20 protein-coding genes are annotated in these 19,456 nt (G+C 49.5%); 11 read left to right on the top strand and 9 right to left on the bottom strand.

Annotated features, from left to right (window positions below; genetic code table 11):
- Positions 1-40 precede the first annotated feature (40 nt).
- A complete protein-coding gene (locus AB7S66_RS03590) occupies positions 41-220 on the bottom strand; it encodes a hypothetical protein (RefSeq protein WP_198890194.1) in 180 nt (59 codons plus the stop codon).
- Between the two features lie 79 nt (positions 221-299).
- Complete coding sequence (locus AB7S66_RS03585) at positions 300-1,373, bottom strand: hypothetical protein (RefSeq protein WP_428518098.1); 1,074 nt, start codon at positions 1,371-1,373, stop codon at positions 300-302.
- Positions 1,374-1,485: 112 nt separating this feature from the next.
- On the opposite strand from AB7S66_RS03585, the gene AB7S66_RS03580 reads away from it, so the two are divergent.
- From AB7S66_RS03580 to AB7S66_RS03565, 4 genes are all read left to right on the top strand, one after another.
- On the top strand, positions 1,486-2,973 hold the full coding sequence (locus tag AB7S66_RS03580) for a Mur ligase family protein (protein ID WP_428518097.1): 1,488 nt from the start codon (positions 1,486-1,488) through the stop codon (positions 2,971-2,973).
- On the top strand, positions 2,964-4,040 hold the full coding sequence (locus tag AB7S66_RS03575) for a D-alanine--D-alanine ligase (protein WP_428518096.1): 1,077 nt from the start codon (positions 2,964-2,966) through the stop codon (positions 4,038-4,040). Before AB7S66_RS03580 ends, AB7S66_RS03575 begins: the two co-directional genes overlap by 10 nt.
- Positions 4,037-5,218, top strand: coding sequence for a DNA polymerase IV (dinB, locus tag AB7S66_RS03570; RefSeq protein WP_428518095.1), 1,182 nt, complete (start codon positions 4,037-4,039; stop codon positions 5,216-5,218). Before AB7S66_RS03575 ends, dinB begins: the two co-directional genes overlap by 4 nt.
- 93 nt (positions 5,219-5,311) lie before the next feature.
- The gene (locus AB7S66_RS03565) at positions 5,312-5,701 is read left to right on the top strand and encodes a YbaN family protein (protein WP_428518094.1); all 390 of its coding nucleotides are present in this window, start codon (positions 5,312-5,314) and stop codon (positions 5,699-5,701) included.
- Here the strand turns inward: AB7S66_RS03565 and AB7S66_RS03560 are convergent.
- Positions 5,698-6,855: an MFS transporter gene (locus AB7S66_RS03560; RefSeq protein WP_428518092.1), complete on the bottom strand. Its 1,158-nt coding sequence runs from the start codon at positions 6,853-6,855 to the stop codon at positions 5,698-5,700. The two genes, AB7S66_RS03565 and AB7S66_RS03560, sit on opposite strands and share 4 nt — an antisense overlap.
- 1 nt (position 6,856) lies before the next feature.
- Entirely contained in the window at positions 6,857-7,687 is an 831-nt protein-coding gene (locus AB7S66_RS03555) for an undecaprenyl-diphosphate phosphatase (RefSeq protein ID WP_428518090.1), read from the bottom strand.
- Between the two features lie 135 nt (positions 7,688-7,822).
- On the opposite strand from AB7S66_RS03555, the gene trmL reads away from it, so the two are divergent.
- The 4 genes from trmL to AB7S66_RS03535 are packed head-to-tail and all read left to right on the top strand — an operon-like array spanning position 7,823 to position 11,900.
- On the top strand, positions 7,823-8,323 hold the full coding sequence (trmL, locus tag AB7S66_RS03550; RefSeq protein ID WP_428518088.1) for a tRNA (uridine(34)/cytosine(34)/5-carboxymethylaminomethyluridine(34)-2'-O)-methyltransferase TrmL: 501 nt from the start codon (positions 7,823-7,825) through the stop codon (positions 8,321-8,323).
- 2 nt (positions 8,324-8,325) lie between these two features.
- Positions 8,326-9,129, top strand: coding sequence for a pyrroline-5-carboxylate reductase (proC, locus tag AB7S66_RS03545; RefSeq protein ID WP_428518086.1), 804 nt, complete (start codon positions 8,326-8,328; stop codon positions 9,127-9,129).
- Between the two features lie 28 nt (positions 9,130-9,157).
- Positions 9,158-10,435, top strand: a complete 1,278-nt coding sequence (gene serS, locus AB7S66_RS03540; protein WP_428518084.1) for a serine--tRNA ligase — start codon at positions 9,158-9,160, stop codon at positions 10,433-10,435.
- A 13-nt stretch (positions 10,436-10,448) separates the two neighbouring features.
- On the top strand, positions 10,449-11,900 hold the full coding sequence (locus tag AB7S66_RS03535; protein ID WP_428518082.1) for a nicotinate phosphoribosyltransferase: 1,452 nt from the start codon (positions 10,449-10,451) through the stop codon (positions 11,898-11,900).
- Here the strand turns inward: AB7S66_RS03535 and AB7S66_RS03530 are convergent.
- The 5 genes from AB7S66_RS03530 to AB7S66_RS03510 are packed head-to-tail and all read right to left on the bottom strand — an operon-like array spanning position 11,895 to position 16,576.
- Positions 11,895-12,464 carry a GyrI-like domain-containing protein gene (locus tag AB7S66_RS03530; RefSeq protein WP_428518080.1) on the bottom strand — a complete coding sequence of 190 codons (570 nt, stop codon included), beginning with the start codon at positions 12,462-12,464 and terminating at the stop codon, positions 11,895-11,897. The genes AB7S66_RS03535 and AB7S66_RS03530 overlap by 6 nt on opposite strands.
- A 9-nt stretch (positions 12,465-12,473) precedes the next feature.
- Positions 12,474-13,220 (bottom strand): N-acetylmuramoyl-L-alanine amidase family protein, encoded by a 747-nt coding sequence (locus tag AB7S66_RS03525; protein ID WP_428518078.1) that lies wholly within the window; start codon positions 13,218-13,220, stop codon positions 12,474-12,476.
- The gene (locus tag AB7S66_RS03520; protein WP_428518076.1) at positions 13,217-14,137 is read right to left on the bottom strand and encodes a glycosyltransferase family 2 protein; all 921 of its coding nucleotides are present in this window, start codon (positions 14,135-14,137) and stop codon (positions 13,217-13,219) included. The genes AB7S66_RS03525 and AB7S66_RS03520 overlap by 4 nt, the downstream gene beginning before the upstream one ends.
- On the bottom strand, positions 14,127-15,251 hold the full coding sequence (gene proB, locus AB7S66_RS03515) for a glutamate 5-kinase (protein WP_428518074.1): 1,125 nt from the start codon (positions 15,249-15,251) through the stop codon (positions 14,127-14,129). Before proB ends, AB7S66_RS03520 begins: the two co-directional genes overlap by 11 nt.
- Positions 15,248-16,576 (bottom strand): glutamate-5-semialdehyde dehydrogenase, encoded by a 1,329-nt coding sequence (locus AB7S66_RS03510; RefSeq protein ID WP_428518072.1) that lies wholly within the window; start codon positions 16,574-16,576, stop codon positions 15,248-15,250. The genes proB and AB7S66_RS03510 overlap by 4 nt, the downstream gene beginning before the upstream one ends.
- Positions 16,577-16,725: 149 nt before the next feature.
- Between AB7S66_RS03510 and AB7S66_RS03505 the strand changes: the two genes are divergently transcribed.
- The 3 genes from AB7S66_RS03505 to AB7S66_RS03495 all read left to right on the top strand — a co-directional run.
- Positions 16,726-17,829, top strand: coding sequence for an ABC transporter substrate-binding protein (locus tag AB7S66_RS03505; protein WP_428518070.1), 1,104 nt, complete (start codon positions 16,726-16,728; stop codon positions 17,827-17,829).
- Positions 17,826-18,845 (top strand): FecCD family ABC transporter permease, encoded by a 1,020-nt coding sequence (locus AB7S66_RS03500; protein ID WP_428518068.1) that lies wholly within the window; start codon positions 17,826-17,828, stop codon positions 18,843-18,845. Before AB7S66_RS03505 ends, AB7S66_RS03500 begins: the two co-directional genes overlap by 4 nt.
- Positions 18,842-19,456: ABC transporter ATP-binding protein (locus tag AB7S66_RS03495; RefSeq protein ID WP_428518066.1), on the top strand; the 615-nt coding region annotated here is incomplete at its 3' end. The genes AB7S66_RS03500 and AB7S66_RS03495, both read left to right, overlap by 4 nt.

Raw genomic sequence — 19,456 nt, 5'->3', positions numbered from 1 at the left:
GACTGCCACGAAAGACAGTCTCAGCTTCAAGGATGGTGCCTTATTTTGAGGCTGCAGCCTTGAGGTGGGCGTTGCAAGGCTTGCAAACCTTGGCTTTTTCACCGTCAATGGTTACCTCGTAGAGCACCTTTACACCAGTTCTCTTACAAACGGGACACTCGCCTCGGCCACCTTTCACCTCTTCATTGCGAATACCACTACCTCTATGTGCTTTGGACATATACATTACTCCTTACAGGTTCAAATGTTCACCCATCTGACTATACCGGTGGTCGACGTTGCATGTCAAGTACGAACAGTTACAAGCTGAGCGCAAGGGAAATTACGAAACGAGGATTGATATCGGTGGAGGAGCCCACATACCAGGCAGTGGGATACCCATACCCTAGGCCAATCTTGAGCGTATCCAACTGAGCATCAAGGGATATGGTTTGCAATCCCCTGCTGAAACTGATAGCAAGGAGATCTGAAGGGCTTGGTTTCGCCTCCTGGTATCCGATGAGAAGGCTGACAGACCAGGTTGGCAGTAGTTGCAGCTTCATCGAGACGCCAAGACGAAGTTGGCGGTCCTCATCACTTCCAATATTCAGGAAATCATAGGCCCCTTGCAATTTGAAAAGATGCAACTGATTGGAGGCATCATAGGTCGGGGAACTGACAGAAACCCCCCAGTCCAGGGTCTTGAGCACTGAGTCCCCGCTGACAATAAGGGTATCATCAGCCCGGGCATAGGCGAACTGATTGCTTACCACTCCCATCTTGAACCACTGGTAGTCGAGCAGCAATCCCATGCCGAAGGCAACATTGGAACTGTTGTTCAGGGATTCATAACGCCCGATGGAGGTCTCCACAATGTAGTCAAGAAATGTTCTGTCATCCCTGATCTCAATCATCGCTCGATCACTCTCAGCGGCAGCACGTACAGATACCCCAAAATAAAATGGAGCCCTACCGGTAGCCCAATCAAACTGGAACATCGTGATCTTGTGTCCATTGTATCTGGTTTGCGTAGAGTCAATCTGTCTATCCAGCAAGTTGTTACGATTCTGTATAGTAAATGCGAGGCTACCTGCACTGAAACTGACTGCCCAGTCGGCTATAGGCTGCACCAGCCATGGGTTCGGTTCATTGTTCACCAGGTAGGAGGTCTCTATCTGGTCCTGATAGCGCAAGGAGGCAAGCAGGTGGGTATCCTCCCGCCCAGGAAGAGCCAGCAATGCAGGATTGGCAACAAAGGAGTCTGATTCATAGTCCAGTGCAAGACCTGCACTTCCCATACCCCAGGAAGCAGTCGATGCAAAATCCAAGGGGAATGCTTGTAGGAAAGTGAGAGGCAGTATTGCCAGCACCCCGGTCAATATCCAGCGTTTCATCAGATCGTTTGCTCCTTCCTTTTCAGCATAGCAAAAAAAACAGAAGAAGGACACCAATACTTGCTGAACCTTTCTATTGTGGTTATACCCACACTGCTGTTACCATAGAGACATGAAAACGTTACGGACACTTTTAAGCGCCATCGGCATCAACGATACGAGCGTTCCCGATACACAGACCATCGATCAAATTTGCCAACACTCAGGGATGTGCAAGCCTCACTCAGTATTCTTTGCCTTCCGTGGCCTCAGAACTGATGGGAGCAACTATATCAACGACGCCATAGACAATGGTGCTGTATGCATCATTGCAGAGGAAACAAACCTACGCCCAAGGCTCCCTGTCTCTGTTCGCTACTATACGACAAAATACCCGCATACAGCGTTTGCCCTGATGTGTTCTGCCTTCTATGATTATCCACAGAAGAAACTGAGCATCATTGGAGTAAGTGGCACGGATGGGAAAAGCACCACCAGCGACTACCTCTACCAGATACTGCAGAGGCAGGGAGTAAAGACAGGTTTGTTGACCACCGTCAATATGGATGATGGGTCAGGAAAGCAAGATTCCCCCTTCCGACAGAGCACACCGGAGGCAGACCAACTACAGGAGTTCCTGTATCGCTGTACCCAGAACGGAGCAACCCACGTGGTCCTGGAGTGCACCAGCCATGCACTGAGCAAGACCTTTGACCGGCTTGGGGGTATTGAATTCAGCGCTGCCATCATCACCAAGGTAACGAGTGAGCATCTTGAATTCCACCACAGCCTGGAGGAGTACACCAATGCAAAGGTCAATCTGGTCCGGGCACTCAAGGAGAACGGAATATTGGTGAGCAGTACCGACAATGCCAGGATCAACGCATTCACCGAAGCTCTCTCCCCTACCCAAGAAGCAATCATCCTTGGACAGGATGTGCCGATGCGTATAGAATTCATGGGATACCAGGGAGTGGTGGTGGAAATCTTGGGAAAAAGAATCCACACACCATTGTTGCTTCCCAGCCTGGCAACCAACGCGCTACTTGCAGTGTTCTGTGCTGCCCATCTTGTAAGAAAGCCTGCTGAGGACCTGCTTGACCTCATCGAATTCATTGAACCGGTCAAGGGAAGAATGCAACTGATCGAGAACACCCTTGGGATACGTGCAATCATCGATTTTGCCCACACGGAAGATGCCTATGAAGGTATCTTCTTCTTTGCAAAACGAACCAGTGAAGGAGGTGACCTGATCGCTGTCCTTGGTGCAGCAGGAGAACGCGATACTACCAAACGGTCCCCTATGGGAAAAATTGCCAACAGGTACTGTTCGACCATTATCCTAACCGAGGAGGACCCAAGGTATGAAGGAAACCAAGCAATCTTCAGTGACCTTCGTTTCCTGATGCATAATCCCTCCTGTACCGTTCTTGAAATTGAGAGTCGGAGGGAGGCAATCCGTAAAGCAGTTTCCCTTGCCCAAGCAGGAGATACCCTGCTCTTCTTGGGGAAAGGACATGAAAAGACCATTGAGAGGGATTCTGGGAAAATTCCCTGGGATGAAATTACTGAAGTAAAGAATGCACTAAGAGCCGAGGAGCAGAGAAGGCAATGCAAGTAGCATTACTCTACGGGGGACGCTCAGCAGAGCATGAGGTCTCCATCAACAGTGCGTTCACGATTCATCAAGCGCTCCTCCAAGCCGGCTATTCGGTCCATTTGATTGCCATCACCATCCAAGGTGGATGGTTCCTGCAACAGACGCTGAATCGTGAATTTGATACAACCCAACCACTGAATCTCAGGCCAGGTTTGGGTATATACCAAGGAGAAGAGAAACTCCAGATCAGGGCAGCATTTGCAACCACCCATGGCTACCAGGGAGAGGATGGGAACCTACAAGGAACCTGCCTGCTCTGCAATATACCGCTTTGTGGGTGTGATACGCTCAGCAGTGCAATCGGTATGCATAAGGCCATCGCATCCACCCTGTTTTCTGCTCATGGCATCCCGACAGTTCCCTCTTCCACCATTGATTGCTACCAGATGCCAACACCCAACCGTGATCTGTTCCAAACCATCTGTGCCACCCACGGCCAAAGCCTGTTCATCAAACCAGAGAACGCAGGATCATCGGTGGGTGTGAAAGCGCTGATCAATGCGACTTATCACGATTTCCTTGAAGCTGTCGAGGATGCAGGAAGATACAGTGAACGGGTACTGGTACAGCAATACATGAATCCCATCATTGAGGTAGAGTGTGCCATACTGAGAACTGAGGACGGCGCCCTGCATGTAGCAGGACCGGGAAGCGTCATAGACCCGGCAAGAGAGCAAGAAGGGTTCTTGAGCTATGCCCATAAGTATGGGCAGGTTGATACAGCGCATATTCGGGTTCCTTCTGGATTGCCACCTGCCATGGAGAACCGAATCAGGGAGTATGCACGTACAGCGTTCTTGGCGATCAAAGCCGATGGGTATGCAAGGGTGGATTTCTTCGTCCAGGGGGAATCCATCTACCTGAATGAGATCAATACCAGCCCGGGTATGACAGCGCTTAGTCACTACCCTGTCTTGATGGCTTCGATTGGATTTGATCTACCCAGCGTGGTCACAAGCCTGATAAACCACGCAATACAACGAAACAGAAAGGAGCGAGGGCGTTGTTTCACACCGCCAAAACAATGAGTGACTTGGAACCTGTCATATTTCATGTAGATATGGATGCCTTCTATGCAGCGATTGAGGTGCTCGACAACCCTGCCTACGCTGGCACTTGCCTGCTCATCGGAGGCAACAGTTCCAGGGGGGTGGTTGCCACTGCAAGCTATGAGGCTAGAAAGTATGGTATCCACTCCGCCATGCCAATGGCACAGGCACGCCGTCTTTGTCCCCATGCAGTAGTGGTAAAGCCGCGGATGGAACGCTACAACCAAGTCAGTTTACAAGTCATGAATATCCTTAAGGAGTTCTCCTCCGACCTGCAACAAATATCAATCGATGAAGCCTTCCTTGATATGACTGGAACCAGAAGGTTGTTCGGCATTCCCCGTCAGGCAGGAATATTGCTGAAAGAACGAGTCAAGAAGGAGACAGGGCTGACCATTTCAGTGGGGATTGGTCCCAGCCGCTTCATTGCAAAAATGGCAAGTGACTATGATAAGCCAGACGGACTATGCAGGGTATCATTAGGCAAGGAGATTGCCTTTATCGATGCAGTGGGTCTGCAGAGACTCTGGGGTGTGGGAAAGGTCACCCAAGCACTGCTTTCAAAGCACCACATCAGAACAACCGAAGAACTACGATCCTTTACCATGGACTCCCTACAATCACTGTTCGGGAAAAGTATGGGCAATTTCCTCTATCTCGTATGCAGAGGCATTGATCCCGGGATCTTCTCTGGTGAATCGAAAAGTCATTCCATTTCTACTGAGACAACCTTTGAGAGCGATGTATCCTCCCTCTCCATCCTGGAACAGACCCTGCTATCCATGAGTCATGAGGTGATGTTCCGGGCATTGGAAGAGAAGAAAATCGGCAGGACCGTAGGAATCAAGGTGAGACTCCCTGATTTTACTACCTACACCCTTCAGATCACCCCGCAGGGTACCCTCTACAGCGCTGAACAGATTTACCATCTGGCAAAGCAGCTCCTGTTGCAGAAATGGCATGACGGTACCCCTATCAGATTGATTGGGGTTGGATTATATCAACTCTATGAAGGTAGCCGTCCTCTGCAGGAAGAACTCTTCGAGGACCCATATCAGAAGAAACGAAAGATCGAGCAGGTAGTGCTCGCCCTGCAGAAACAGGGCAAGCAGGTTTTCAAGGCCAAGAACCTCGAAACAACTATTCCATCAGAGTAACAACCATTACAATTCCTACCTCTTTACTTTGCTTTTGTATTTCTTTATCTTATCATAGTATTGAAAAAACACAATTGGTAAGGAGCTACGCTCTTGGTTAACAATAAAGTACTACGTCTCATACTGGCTTTCTTCGGAATCATCTCAGCAGTCCTGGGAGGAATCGGTGTATTCCTACCTGTACTGCCTACCACTCCATTCGTACTGCTTTCAGGTCTGCTCTTCTCTTTTTCCAGTGAACGTCTCGGAGGCTGGTTGGAACAGAACAGGGTTTTGGGTCCCTACCTCAAGCACTACCGAAAAGGAACAGGAATCCCAAAGAAAGCCAAAGCCAAAGCTCTTATAACGCTATGGATTGGTATGGGGATTACCTTTTACATTGTAGGAAAGCTTCCCTTGATCATCATGCTTGCAACCATTGCCACCGTCGTCAGCATCCACATCATAACCATCAAACCGAAACACGTCGGGGTAGTGAATTAGATTGGGTATTCCTTATCCCTGGTTAGCAACACCAGAATGGTGATGCTGGACACAAGCAATACCAGGATGCTTCCTTGCAGGAGGGGCATCCACTGCAATCCCACAAAAGACCCCACCAGCCCAAACAGTGGAGGGGTGAGCGTACTTCCAATATAGGCACTGGCCATCTGTAGACCGATGATACGTTGACTCACCCCAGGACCAAAACTTCGTGGTGTTTGGTGAATCAGGCTCGGGAATATGGGAGCACATCCCAAACCAAGCAACAAGAGGGAAAGCCCGGCAAAGATCAGGGAGGCAAAGAACAAGGCGATAATGCTGATAAGGCAGAGGAATAATCCCAGGAAGATCATCTCGATATTACCCAATCGGTAACTGATGAAACCGCTTGCCATCCTTCCCACAGTTATCCCAAGAAAGAACAGCGACCCATAGAAGGCAGCATCGGAGGGAAGCAACTGCTTCACCTGGACCAGATAACTAACCGCCCACAGTCCTGTGGAAATTTCCAGAGCACAATAGAAGAAGAAGGAGAGCAGGGCAAAGGGAAGTGCCTTATGGCGAAGCGATCCCTTCTGATGGTCTTCAAGATGTACTCCTTCCCTTTTCCCCTTGGGATCTACCCAGAGGGATAGAGAAGCTATCAACGCAAATACCAGTACAGTTTGCATCAGGGATAGTATTTGGTACCCACTGCGATACCCCAGCTGCAAGGAGAGGGCAAAACCCATGACTGCAGGGCCTGCACTTGCTCCCAAGCCCCAGAATGAGTGCAACCAGTTCATATGGCGCGCCTCATAGTGCAGTGCAACATAGTTGTTGAGCGCTGAGTCAACGGAACCAGCACCCAAGCCAAGGGGAACTGCCCACAACATGAGCATAGGGAGCGATGAGGCAAAGGAGAATCCCAAGAGAGCAACCGCTGTCATCGTTACACTGGCGAGGGTCACCTTTCCCGTACCAAATCGACTGGTCATCCGATAACTCATAAGCGCTGAGACCACCGTGCCGATGGAAGAGGTTGCCCCGATAAGTCCAGCACTCCAGAAGGGAAGATCGAGTGATTGTTGCATGACCGGCCAGATGCTGCCCAATACACCATCAGGCAGTCCAAGACTGATGAAGGCAAGATAGATAACCACTAAAAGAGCCATATCAGGCAGCTCCCCAGGCAAGGAAATAGACCGTTACCAAAACAGCAAGGGCAATACGGTAATAACCAAAGGCAGAGAAGTCATGACGACGGACATAAGCAACCAAAGCCTTGATGCAAAGCAGGGAGACCAGGAAGGATGCAACAAAAGCGATGCCTATCAGGAGATACTCCTCTGAGCTGTAGCTGAGTCCCAACTTGATCAATTTCAGGAGGGAAGCTCCTACCATGACCGGGATAGCCATAAAGAATGAGAATTTTGCAGCCACCGACCGTTCCAATCCAATGATGATCCCGCCAAGTATGGTGGAACCGCTTCTGCTGGTTCCCGGGATCAGGGCAAGCATCTGGAAAAGTCCAAGGGATAAAGCATCACGGTAGGTAATTTCGGAAAGCTCCTTTACACGGTGCTCCCTTTTACCCCACTTCCCCTTCTCCAGTACAATATAAAGCAGGCCGTAGGCAAAGAGTGCAAAGGCAACCACTTCCCATCGATAAAGATAGGTATCCATCAGATCATCGATCAAGATCCCTATCACTCCAGCAGGAATCGTCGCAATGATCACTTTCAACCAGAGAATATAGGTCTCAGTCTTCTGCTTGGCATCCTTACCCTTGGTGAAGGGGTTCAACGTTGAAAAGTACAGGATAATCACGGCAAGTATTGATGCAAGCTGGATGATGACAAAGAAGAGTTCTCTTGCGTCCTCGCCCAAACTGAGATGAATCACTTCATCCAAAAGCAAAAGATGTCCCGTTGAGCTGATGGGAAGCCATTCGGTAATCCCCTGTACAATTCCCAAAAGCAATGATTTCAAACCTTCCTGAAACATATACCCCTCCAACCTTGGGCAAGTCTAAAGCAAACGGTTCAGCATTACAAGATTGGTTATTCGCTCATGCATAAGTTCCCCCACCTTGTGTTGATTCCCTGCAAATGATAGATTTGCCGTGTAAGGGAGAGGAGCATGGCACTGCATATTGTCCTGTTTGAGCCAGAGATACCACAAAATACCGGAAATATTGCACGGACGTGTGCAGCAGTTGGTGCAACCTTGCACTTGGTGCATCCTCTTGGATTCAGCTTGGAGGAGAAATACCTGAAACGTGCCGGGTTGGATTATTGGCCATTGCTTACGATGGTTGAACATCCCAGCATTGAAGCTTTCCTGGCAGCACACCAAGAGAAACCGTTGTACTACTTCACCACAAAAGCTCCAAGAACCTATTGCGAGGTCACCTACCCTGAAGAGACCTATCTAGTCTTCGGCAAGGAGAGTGCTGGTATCAGTGAATCGCTGCTTGTCAAAAACAAACAACGTTGTGTGAGAATCCCCATGAGGGAAGAAGCACGAAGCCTGAATCTCTCGAACAGTGTAGCAATCGCAGCATATGAATACCTACGACAGCAATCCTTTCCCTCCCTACAAGGGACAGGAAGGTTACATCGACTAACATGGGAGGCCTGAGCATGGATAGTATCGGCATCATTGGATGTGGAAACATGGGTGGAGCAATCGCAGCGAGCCTGCAAATGGAAGTCTTGATTTATGACAGTGATGTGCAGAAAGCCAAGCAGCTTGCATCAAGCAAGGAAACCCTTTCAGTGGCAGAATCTCTCGAAGCACTCTTGAGTACATGCCAAACCATACTCATTGCAGTAAAACCCCAGATTCTCTCTACGCTCTATCCAGAACTGAGGGCTTTGGGTAGTGACAAGAAGCGATGGATTTCCATTGCGGCAGGCATTCCCCTCTCGGTACTTGCCGAGCAACTTGCCACTGATGAGATAGTACGGTTCATGCCGAACATTGCTGCGCAGTACGGTGCTGCTGTTACCGCTGTAGCTCCAGCTGAAGGTTGTTCCGCGTCCCTGCGTGAAGACTCCCTTTATGTTGCTTCCTCCTTTGGTTCTGCCTTCCTTCTCCCAGAGTCCCAGTTCTCAGCCTTTATCGGGATCAGTGGATCGGCCATCGCCTATGTATTCTCGTTCCTGCATGGACTTGCAATGGGGGGAGTAGCGCAAGGGATAGCCTATCCGGAGGCGCTGAAGATAGCAAGCGACACCATGAAGAGTGCCACCTCCTTGATCGACGCAACAAAGGCGAATCCAGTGGACCTTGCAACGCGGGTCTGCTCTGCTGGGGGAACCACCATTGAGGGTATGAAAGCACTCGCCCAGGGAGGGTTTGAGGGCTTGGTCATGCGTGCTGTCGAGGCATCAAGTGAGAAGTCGAAAGTGCTTGAGGCAAAAGCGGCCAACCAGGGGAAATGAGTAATCCTGAAAGGAAGAAGGAACCAGTATGATAGATTTGAAAGAACTAAAAAGCAGACGGGACGAAATAGCAAACAACATTGCGGTAAGAAACATGCAGGTGGATATTGATGCCATCATTGAATTGCAGGATAAACGTTCTGCACTGCTGCAGCAGGTTGAGGAACTCCGGTCCAAGAGAAACGAGAATGCCAAGAAAATGAAAGGCAAGCTGGATGCTGATACCCGCAGAAGCCTGATAGCGGAAGGCAAGTCGCTGAAAGAAGCGATTGCTGAGATCGAGGGCAGTCTTACCCAGGTTGAGGAAGCGTTCCAGAAACTTGCGAGGACAATTCCCAACTATGCCCACCCCGCCGCCCCGGTCGGAAAGGAAGACAAGGACAATACAGCAATCAAGTTCGTCGGTACCCCACCCCAGTTCTCCTTCAAGCCACTGGACCATGTCCAGCTTGCTGAACGGCTCGACTTGATCGATTTCGATACCGCAACAAAGGTAAGTGGACCCAAGTTCTACTACCTGAAGAGGGAAGCAGTCATTTTGCAGATGGCCTTGGAACGATATGCAATGGATATCCTGATCAAGAAGGGATTCACCCCCTTCATTACCCCCGATATTGCCAAGGAGGAGATTCTCCAGGGCATTGGATTCAATCCAAGGGGGGAAGAGAGCAACATCTATACCATTGAAAATACTGACACCTGCCTGGTGGGAACTGCCGAGATTACCCTTGGCGGTTACTATGCCAACCAGATTCTTTCAAAGGAACAGCTACCGATCAAGATGGCTGGTCTCTCCCATTGCTTCCGCAGGGAAGCTGGAGGTGCTGGACAGTATTCCAAGGGCCTCTACAGGGTTCACCAGTTCTCGAAGCTTGAGATGTTCATTTACTGTACAAGTGAGGAGTCTGAGGCATTCCATGACGAACTGCTCGCAATCGAGGAAGAGATTTTCAATGGACTTGGCGTAGCCTACCGTGTAGTTGACACCTGCACTGGTGATCTTGGTGCCCCAGCCTACCGGAAGTTCGATATTGAGGCATGGATGCCAGGTCGCGGAGAGGAAGGTGAATATGGTGAGGTTACCTCCACCAGCAACTGCACCGATTACCAGGCACGTTCATTGGCGATTCGCTACAAGGACGAAGAGGGGAAAACACAGTTCCCTCATATGCTCAACGGGACAGCCATTGCATTAAGCAGGGCAATGGTTGCCGTCTTGGAAAATTTCCAGAATGAAGATGGATCTATCACGATCCCCCCCATCTTGGTCCCCTATACAGGTTTCTCCAAGATAGAGGCACGCTAACAAGGACGGAAGGATGCAGATCAGCGCACTTACAACCGACTTCTATGAATTGACCATGATGCAGGGCTACTTCTCGAACAAGCATAACCCGAATGTAGTCTTCGATATGTTCTATCGAACAAACCCCTTTGAGGGGGGGTATGTGGTTTTCGCAGGTCTCCATGAATTGATAGACAAGCTTGAATCACTATGCTTCAGCGAAGAGGATATCGCGTATCTTGAAAGCTTGGGTAAGTTCACCCCCGGCTTTCTCGCCTATCTGGCAGACTATCGCTTCAAAGGGGACCTGTATGCCATGGAAGAAGGTACGGTGGTCTTTCCTGGAGAGCCGCTGCTCCGCATCCATACCGACCTGATCGAGGCACAGTTGATTGAGGGGTTGTTGCTCAACACCCTCAACTTCCAGAGCCTTATTGCTACAAAAGCATCCAGAATGTCTCTTGCAAGCAAACAAGGACTCCTGATGGAGTTCGGCTTGAGAAGAGCACAGGGATGTGATGGTGCGCTTTCAGCCAGCAGGGCTGCATTCATTGGTGGCTGTCAGGTCACCAGCAATACCCTTGCAGGAAAGCATTACAACATTCCGGTTGCAGGTACCATGGCCCACTCATGGATCATGAGTTTCCCTAGCGAGCTAGAATCCTTCAGAGCTTATGCAAAGCTCTATCCTGACAACACGGTGCTCCTGATCGACACCTATGATACGCTTGGATCCGGTATAGACAATGCCATCATCGTTGGATTGGAACAGAAGCAAAAAGGAAAAAAGATTGGGGTAAGAATCGACAGCGGGGACCTCTCATACCTCCCACGGGTTATCAGAAAACGTCTGGATGCAGCAGGACTCGAAGATGCAACCATCGTGGTCTCAAATGACTTGACTGAGGCGATTGTACAAACCCTGGTCCAAGATGGGGTTCCCATCGACAGCTGGGGAATCGGGACACATCTGGTCACCGGTGGTTCCCAGTCCTCCTTGAATGGGGTGTATAAACTTGCTGCAAAACAAGGAGATGATGGGGATTTCATCCCAACCATGAAGATTTCCAATAGCTTCGAGAAGACCACCAACCCTGGTATCAAGCAAGTCTACCGCTTCAGTGATGACGAGGCTGGTTCCATTGCTGACCTGATCACACTGGATAAGGAAAAGATCACCCTCGGGAAAAAGTATGTTTTCTACCATCCATTCGCTGAGGCTGACTTCTTTGAGATGCAGAGTGGTAGATACACCCATCTGAGACCTTTGATCAACAAGAAGATGGAAAATGGCAAGAGAATTGGGGAAAAACCAAGCCTCCAGGAGATCCAGGGGTATGTGCAGAAGGAACTTGGAACGTTCCATAAGAGCTACTTGCGACAGATCAACCCACATATCTACAAAGTCAGTCTCTCTTCCAAGCTGAAGAAACTGAAGATGGATCTTTTGGTTGCCCAAAGAAAGAAAACCAAGGAAGGGCTATAATTCCCTCACGGGGAGACGGAGGATGGTTTCCAAGTCATCCCTATGCCTCATCCTTGGATGATCGAGGTATATCTCACGATGAGATCGACCCCGACGAGCCAGATTTTGCTCCTTGCAAAAGGATTCCATCATCTGGAAGCTTTTTCCTTCGAAGCTGAATGGGCCGGTATGCAGGAGTGTGACACAGAGACCATCCTCAATATTGGAGCGGTAGATATCAAGGGTAGGAACGCCTTGCCTGAAGGCCAACTCATCCCTTACTTCCGTGAACAAGGAATCGGTCATCCCGTGTGGCTCCCCTATCATGGCCGACCAACTCCAAGGCTCGCGATTCTCAATTTCCCTTGCTGTCCAGATACACTCCAAGACAGGGTTCTCCACTACTCCAGTTCGTTCACAAAAAAGGTCATGCAAGGAAAAAAGCAACCGGGTGGAACGAGTATACGCCTCTTCGTTCGAGTTTCCCTCACCATCTATGATCAGATACGGAACTGAGGGAACAATGACCAAGGAAGGGGTCTCCTTTGCTTTATAGAGAGACTTTCGCCCTACTCCAATACCCATGACTACCTCCTACAAGCATTCTTCCACTGCTTGGGCCAAGATCTGGGCCATCCGCTGTCTCCACTGGGGAGACACCAGGTTTCTCGCATCCTCTTCATTGGAAAGGAAACCGACCTCCACCAATACTGCAGGCATTCTGGAACCATTGAGCACCCACAGGTCACGTTCCTTTATCCCGCGATTACGACTGGTCACCAACGAACCGTCCAGGGCTTGCTCAAAGACCGAGGCAACCACCAGATTCCGCTGGTTGAGCAGCCGGTTCAAGGAGAGCTGGGAGTGAGACGCATAGAGAGGAATATTCTCAATCGGGGTGGTCTCATCAAGCAACGTTACCCGCTTATCCTGTTCCTTGGTCAGGATTTCAAACCCTGTAGCCTGATTGCTCGCAGCACTGTTTACATGAATGGAAATAAACAGTGAACTTGTTTGCGGTTGAAGCGGAGTCTTATAGGCGATGCTGCATCGCTCTTCCAGAGAGAGGAACACATCTTCCGAGCGAGTCATGACAAGCTGCAAATGGGGATGGGAGACTGCAAGCAAGGCATGAAGCCGTTTGGCTATGTCCAAGGTAAGATCCTTCTCGTAGATGGTACCACCGGCAAAACTCCATGCAGTGGTAGCCCCAGGGTCATGTCCTCCATGACCTGCATCGATGATCACCGTACCCAAGGGATAGGAGAACGGATCGGGTGCACCAAACAAAGCCAAAGAACATAGAATAAATACAAGGAGGGTTAGTATCTGACGTTTCACACATCCTCCTTGGACCATTGGCTGCATAGGGTATGGAAATCATATTTCTGCAACCAAATCATCCGTTTCTTTACTTCATCGTTATAGACTTCCTTGTCGACATACCCTTTGTATCGTTTTGCAACATTCTTTCCCTTGATTTGCTGTACGCTCAGGGCTTTGGTATAACAACGCTGAAACCCCTGCGCCTCACTACGGTCCTCGATGACACTCTCCCGGTCAGGGACCTGCATCATCAGATTGTTGTTGAGGGCAAGATCATACCCATAGAGGTGACAGCGTAATCCCCAATCGAGGGCTTGCCAGTACTCGCTGTGTATTTCCTCATCAAATCCCCTCAGCCTTTGAAACAGTGCCCGGTCATAGAGTCCCAGGCAGAAGAGGGGATAGAGTGTTGAACGGATATGGGAAGGATCGGGGGAAGGGAAATCAGAGTCAGGGTCCAGCTCCCGTCCAGTAAGGCGGGGAATCCTGAGACAGGGGATAATTTCTCGGTTGGCATTTGCGATAACCGCTCCGAACGCTGCAGGATGGTCTCCCTCACTCATAGCGGAGAAGAGAAAAGAACCATCGAATTTCACGAGCAACAGATCGCTTCTCACGATTAGGAATAAATTTGCCTGGCACTCATTTGCTACCGCATTTACCTTCTCACCGGTAAAGGCGTGTGTGGCAAATACCAGAAAGGTGACATCCTTATATTCTTGTTGCATGGCAAGGATATCAAATCTACCCTCTTGTGTTACGACATGCAGACTGTAATTCATCTCCTGTACATACCAGTTTAAGGCCTCCCTCAACTGGTCAGGAGTACCGGTATCGAGAATCCCTATGGCTAGTTGCTCAATGTTGTGCAACTGATTGATGCGTTTGCCAATCTCTTGTTTTCTCCGATAGATCCGATAGTTAGTCATCATCGTTCAACAACACCAAGTCCTCAGGGCGGAAGATTACACCCTTATGTCCTTCTTTGATAATCTTATGGATATCCTTGCTGCTATGGCCGGCCACTGCAGCTATCTCAGTACTGTTATAGTAGGGGACTGCCTTCGCAAACGGTTTACCATCGGTAGTACAGATCTGTACTACATCGCCGGCACCAAAGACTCCTTCCACCGACACAATACCCTTGGGAAGCAGGCTTTTCTTTGCAATAAGAGCCTTTTTCGCCCCATCATCAATCACAATGGATCCGAGATGGGAGTTATAGAGAATCCAACGTTGCCGTTGGCTCAATCGTTTCACACTGTGTATACAGGTCCCTATCACCTCGCCGGTCAGAAGCCTGGGAAGCACATTCCCTTCATAACCACTGGCAATAATGGTGGTACAACCAGCCATTCTTGCAATTTTTGCAGCAAGCAGCTTTGTTTTCATACCCCCAGTTGAATGGGTGGAACCAGCTCCTCCTGCATAGGAGAGGATTGTTGCATCAAGGGAAGTGATATCGCTCAGCAGTACTGCTTCCTTATCTTTTTTTGGGTCAGCAGTATACAACCCGGTAATGTCGGTAAGAATGACCAAAAGATCTGCATCAATCTTGCTTGCAACCATGGCGCTCATCCTGTCATTGTCAACAAAGGCTGTCCCAATCTCAGCAGTACTTACCACATCGTTCTCGTTGAAAATGGGAATTACCCCAAGGTCCAACAATGTAAAGACACTATTTCTGAGATTCACGTAAGTGAGTCGGTTGTTCAGATCGTTACGTGTTAAAAGGATCTGGGAACACACCATTCCATGTCGCTTGAAGGAACGGCGATAGCTGGACATGAGCAGAGGCTGTCCAATGGACGCACAAGCCTGACGCATCGGTACCTGCTTCACTGGACCCTTGAGAGAGAGCTCTTTTGCACCCATGCCGATGGCTCCACTGGAGACAAGGAGCACCTGATATCCAGTCGATTGCAACAGGGCCAATTGATCGACTATTACGTCGATGCAACCCTCATCAATACCACTCTCACAACTGAGCAGATTGGTTCCCACTTTTACCACAAGCCTGCGTACTGATGAAAAGTCCCGCATCATAAAACCTCTTCACCAAGCATTGACGGCCTATCCAAAGGCAAGTCCTGATGGGAAAAACTCCGACCCCCATCCTTGGTATAGGAGGCAACCACCTGTCCACTCCCCCTGACGAGATATTTGGTTGTCATCAGCCCTTCCAAGCCAACGGGTCCCCGTGCATGTATCTTTGCTGTACTGATACCAACCTCGGATCCAAGGCCAAAGCGGAATCCATCAGCAAATCTGGTGGAGCAATTGGCAAAGACATCTGCTGAATCCACACCGGTAAAGAAGGTTCTCACCGAGTCATCGTCTTCGCTGACAATGGCATCACTGTGATGCGAACCATAGGTCTCAATATGGTCGATCGCCTCTGAGAGGGAATCCACTACATGGATATTGATTTCCAGGGCAAGATACTCCTTCTTCCAATCCCCTTCCTGATAGGGAATGCAATCCATGAAATGAGAAGCCTGCTCATCCCCATGCATGACAACCCCAGCCTCCCTGAAACGCTCTGCAAGCAGGGGAAGGACATCTGGGGCAATTTGTGCATGTACCAGCAATGTCTCGATTGCATTGCATGCTGCGGGATATTGGGTCTTTGCATCATAGGCTATTTCCACTGCCTTGGTGATGTCAGCCTTGGCATCAATGTAGAGGTGGCAGATACCATCAGCATGCCCCAATACGGGGATGGAGGTATTGTCCATGACATAGCGTACGAAGGCATTCGATCCACGTGGGATCAAGAGGTCGATATCCCCTTCCATACCCAGCATCGTATCAACATCACTATGGCTTTCAAGCAATAGCAGCCAGTCAGATCCAAGTCTGGAGGACTTACAGCTTTTCCTGATTGATTCCACCAGGGCGGTATTGGTCTGGAATGCTTCCTTTCCTCCCTTGAGAATGATGCCATTACCACTCTTGAGACAGAGTGATGCAATCTGGATCAGGGCATCCGGCCGTGCTTCAAAGATCATGCCGATAACGCCAATGGGAACGGTGATCTGCTCAAGCAAGAGACCTTCATCAAGTTTTCTTCGTTGTCTGATACTGCCAATTGGATCCGGCAGGGAAGCTACTTGTTCCAAACCAAGCAGGGATGCATGCAGCTTCTCATCATTGAAAACCAGTCGTTTCACCAAGGCTTCTCTCTGCCCCGATTCCTTCGCCTGGAGCATATCTCTTTCGTTCGCAACCTTGATGGTTTCCCAGTCACGTCGCAACCCCTCCCCAATCATTTGGAGAAGCTGGTTGCGTTCTCTTCCGGTACTGGATGCGAGGCGTTTTGCACTCTTTCTCAGGGAACGAATGCTCTGTTGCAAGTCTGTTGATTCCATAGTCAGTCCCTTATATACAGTAAGTATACACTAAACTGATTATGCGAAGCTATCAAGGTGATAAAGAGTGAAGAGGTTCTTATTTTACGATTGCCTTTTGAAAAGTATAATGGTAAACTGCAACTATTCGCAACAAAGGAGACCCTTTTATGAAATTCAAAACCCTAGCCTTACTACTCTGCATGATCCCAGCTTTGCTCTTTGCACAGGGAGCGGCGGAACAAGCAATACTGGAGAGTGACTACTACCAGGCAGTCGATGCAAATGGGAGAATACTCAAACTACAGGAAAAACCATCAAAGGTTCTGATTGCAGGAAAAGCGGGTAATATGCCGGCAAATGCATTATTTCTCTTCCCTGAAGTGACTGAGATGGATCTTACCCTTCCCAAGACTGACCAGGGATTAGGAGACTTCTTCTCATTCATCAGGCCCTCGTTGAATGACAATCCACGTATCAGCCAGGTAGCCAGTATCGAAGAGATCGCCAGCTACCAGAGTGATCTGGTGTTGACCAAGGCAACCCACTTTACCTCAATTGCACAAAAGCTTGACCAACTTGGTGTGCCTAATTTTACGATGAACCTGGAATCCTACGAGGATTGGAAGAAAGAAGTAGTCGAGCTTGGCAAGCTACTGAAGAACAATACACGCGCTGCTGAAATACTTGACCTCTATGAACAGCGGCTTGATCCAATCAGGGAGACAGCCTCCTCAATCGATGCAAAGGACAAGAAACGTGTACTCCTCCTCCAGGCAAGCACTGCCGACAACACCTACTCCTATAAGATTGCGCCGGATGCATGGATGCAGACATGGATGGTCGAGACCATTGGTGCCGAGGCAGTTTGGAAAGGTGCCAACAAGGCAGCAAACGGTTGGTCTACGGTAAGTTTCGAGCAGATTGCCTCTTGGGATCCTGATATCATTATCGTGGTGAGCTACCGTACCCCTACCGACCAGTACATTGAGGCTATCTATGAGTCAGAAATATGGTCAACCCTAAAAGCGGTAAAGAACAGACAGGTAAAGGCAAGTCCCCATGATATGATGAACTATATCCAGCCTGTTGCATCCTGGATCCTTGGGCTGCAGTGGATGGCTGCGGAAGTCTATCCTGAGCGCTACCCTGAGTTGGACATGCGAAATGAGGTCACCTCCTTCTACCAGGATTTCTATCATCTCACCGATGAGAAAAAGCTTGGTTTCCTGAGAGACCGCTACAGTAAATCGGTTGCCATCAATACACTATGAATGCCCATCAGCGCTATCAGGCAGAGCGTAAACGACGAACAGGACTCCTGCTGGGAATGCTGGGAGCAACACTGCTCTTGGCATTCCTGTTCCTCTTTGCAGGGAGGTATCCCACTGCCGGATTCAGATTCCCAACAGACTGGTCAACCAATGCAATGACCAGGAGTATTTTCCTGCGCATCCGGCTTCCTCGTATTGTTCTGGCCCTGCTTGCAGGGGCAATGCTCAGTGCAAGCGGATTCACGTTCCAGATGCTGTTTTCCAATCCCCTGGTTGAACCTGGATTCCTGGGTGTAAGCCAAGGGTCGGCCTTCGGGGCAGCGTTGATGATTGTCCTTGGAGTGGGATCAAGCCTCTATGTACAACTAAGCGCTACGTTCTTTGGGCTGTTGGCCTTGCTTGCTTCCTACTTGCTTGCAACCCGTTTCAGGTTTGGAGGGTGGTTGTTACGGCTGGTGCTTAGCGGAATAGCGGTATCAGCCCTCTTCTCCAGTGCACTCGGTGTGATAAAATTGGTGGCGGAACCTACCAAGGATCTGCAAGACATCACCTTCTGGATGATGGGGGGGCTCTGGAATGCCTCATGGGCCCAGATTCTTTCCATCTTATGGGTGGTCGTGCCCAGTATGGCCATACTCCTTGGATATAGATGGAAACTCAACCTGCTTAGTCTCCAGGAGAAGACATCTTTCTCTGTGGGGATGAACCCCAAGCGAGATAGGATCATTCTTCTGATAGTTGCCACGGTAGGGACTACGGTCACCATCTCCATCACCGGTCTGATCGGCTGGGTTGGTTTGATCACCCCTCATCTGGGTCGTAAGTTGTTTGGCTCCGACAGCTCCACCAGCCTTCCCGGTTCCATGATCCTGGGATCATTTTTCCTTTTGGTCTGCGATACCATTGGCAGGACCGTCCTGGCCACCGAGATCCCCATTGGATTGCTCACCAGCTTCATGGGAGCCATCATCTTTATGATCATCCTTTCACTCAAGCACCAGGAGGGCAAGGCATGAACGCTTTGACGGTAAACCATCTGAGTTTCATCTACCCGAGCGGCACAAAAGCGCTCGATGATGTCTCACTCTCGGTGGAGGAAGGACAGAGTGTAGCTATCCTGGGTTCCAATGGAGCAGGTAAATCAACACTGCTCGATGTTCTGTTGGGATGGCAGAAGAGTGCCCAGGTATCATTATACGGGAAACCAATCTCCTCCTATGGGCGGAAGGAACTTGGCAGGACATTGGCATTGGTTCCCCAATTCGAACAGTACAACTTCTCCTTTTCTCTGATCGATTACGTGCTGTTTGGACGTTCCCCCTACCTTTCAGAGCTGGGAACCCCAAGTGAAGAGGATGCAGAGATTGCCTATCAGGCACTTTATGATGTGGGTTTGGCAAACTATGCAGAGAGGCATATCACTACCTTGAGCGGAGGAGAACATCAGTTGTTACTGCTTGCAAGGGCCATTGCTCAACAGAGTTCCATGTTCTTGCTCGATGAACCAACAAGTGCATTGGACCCTGCAAACCGAAAACGCGTGCTTACCATCCTGAAACAGCTGCATGCGAAAGGGAAAACCCTTCTGTTTACCACGCATGACGCAAACCTTGCCTACGAACTGGCC

The sequence above is a fragment of the Sphaerochaeta sp. genome, from assembly GCF_050178175.1.
In the GTDB taxonomy this organism is placed as follows: domain Bacteria; phylum Spirochaetota; class Spirochaetia; order Sphaerochaetales; family Sphaerochaetaceae; genus Sphaerochaeta.
Note: the sequence above shows the minus strand (reverse complement) of the source record. Positions and strands in the feature narration are given on the sequence as shown.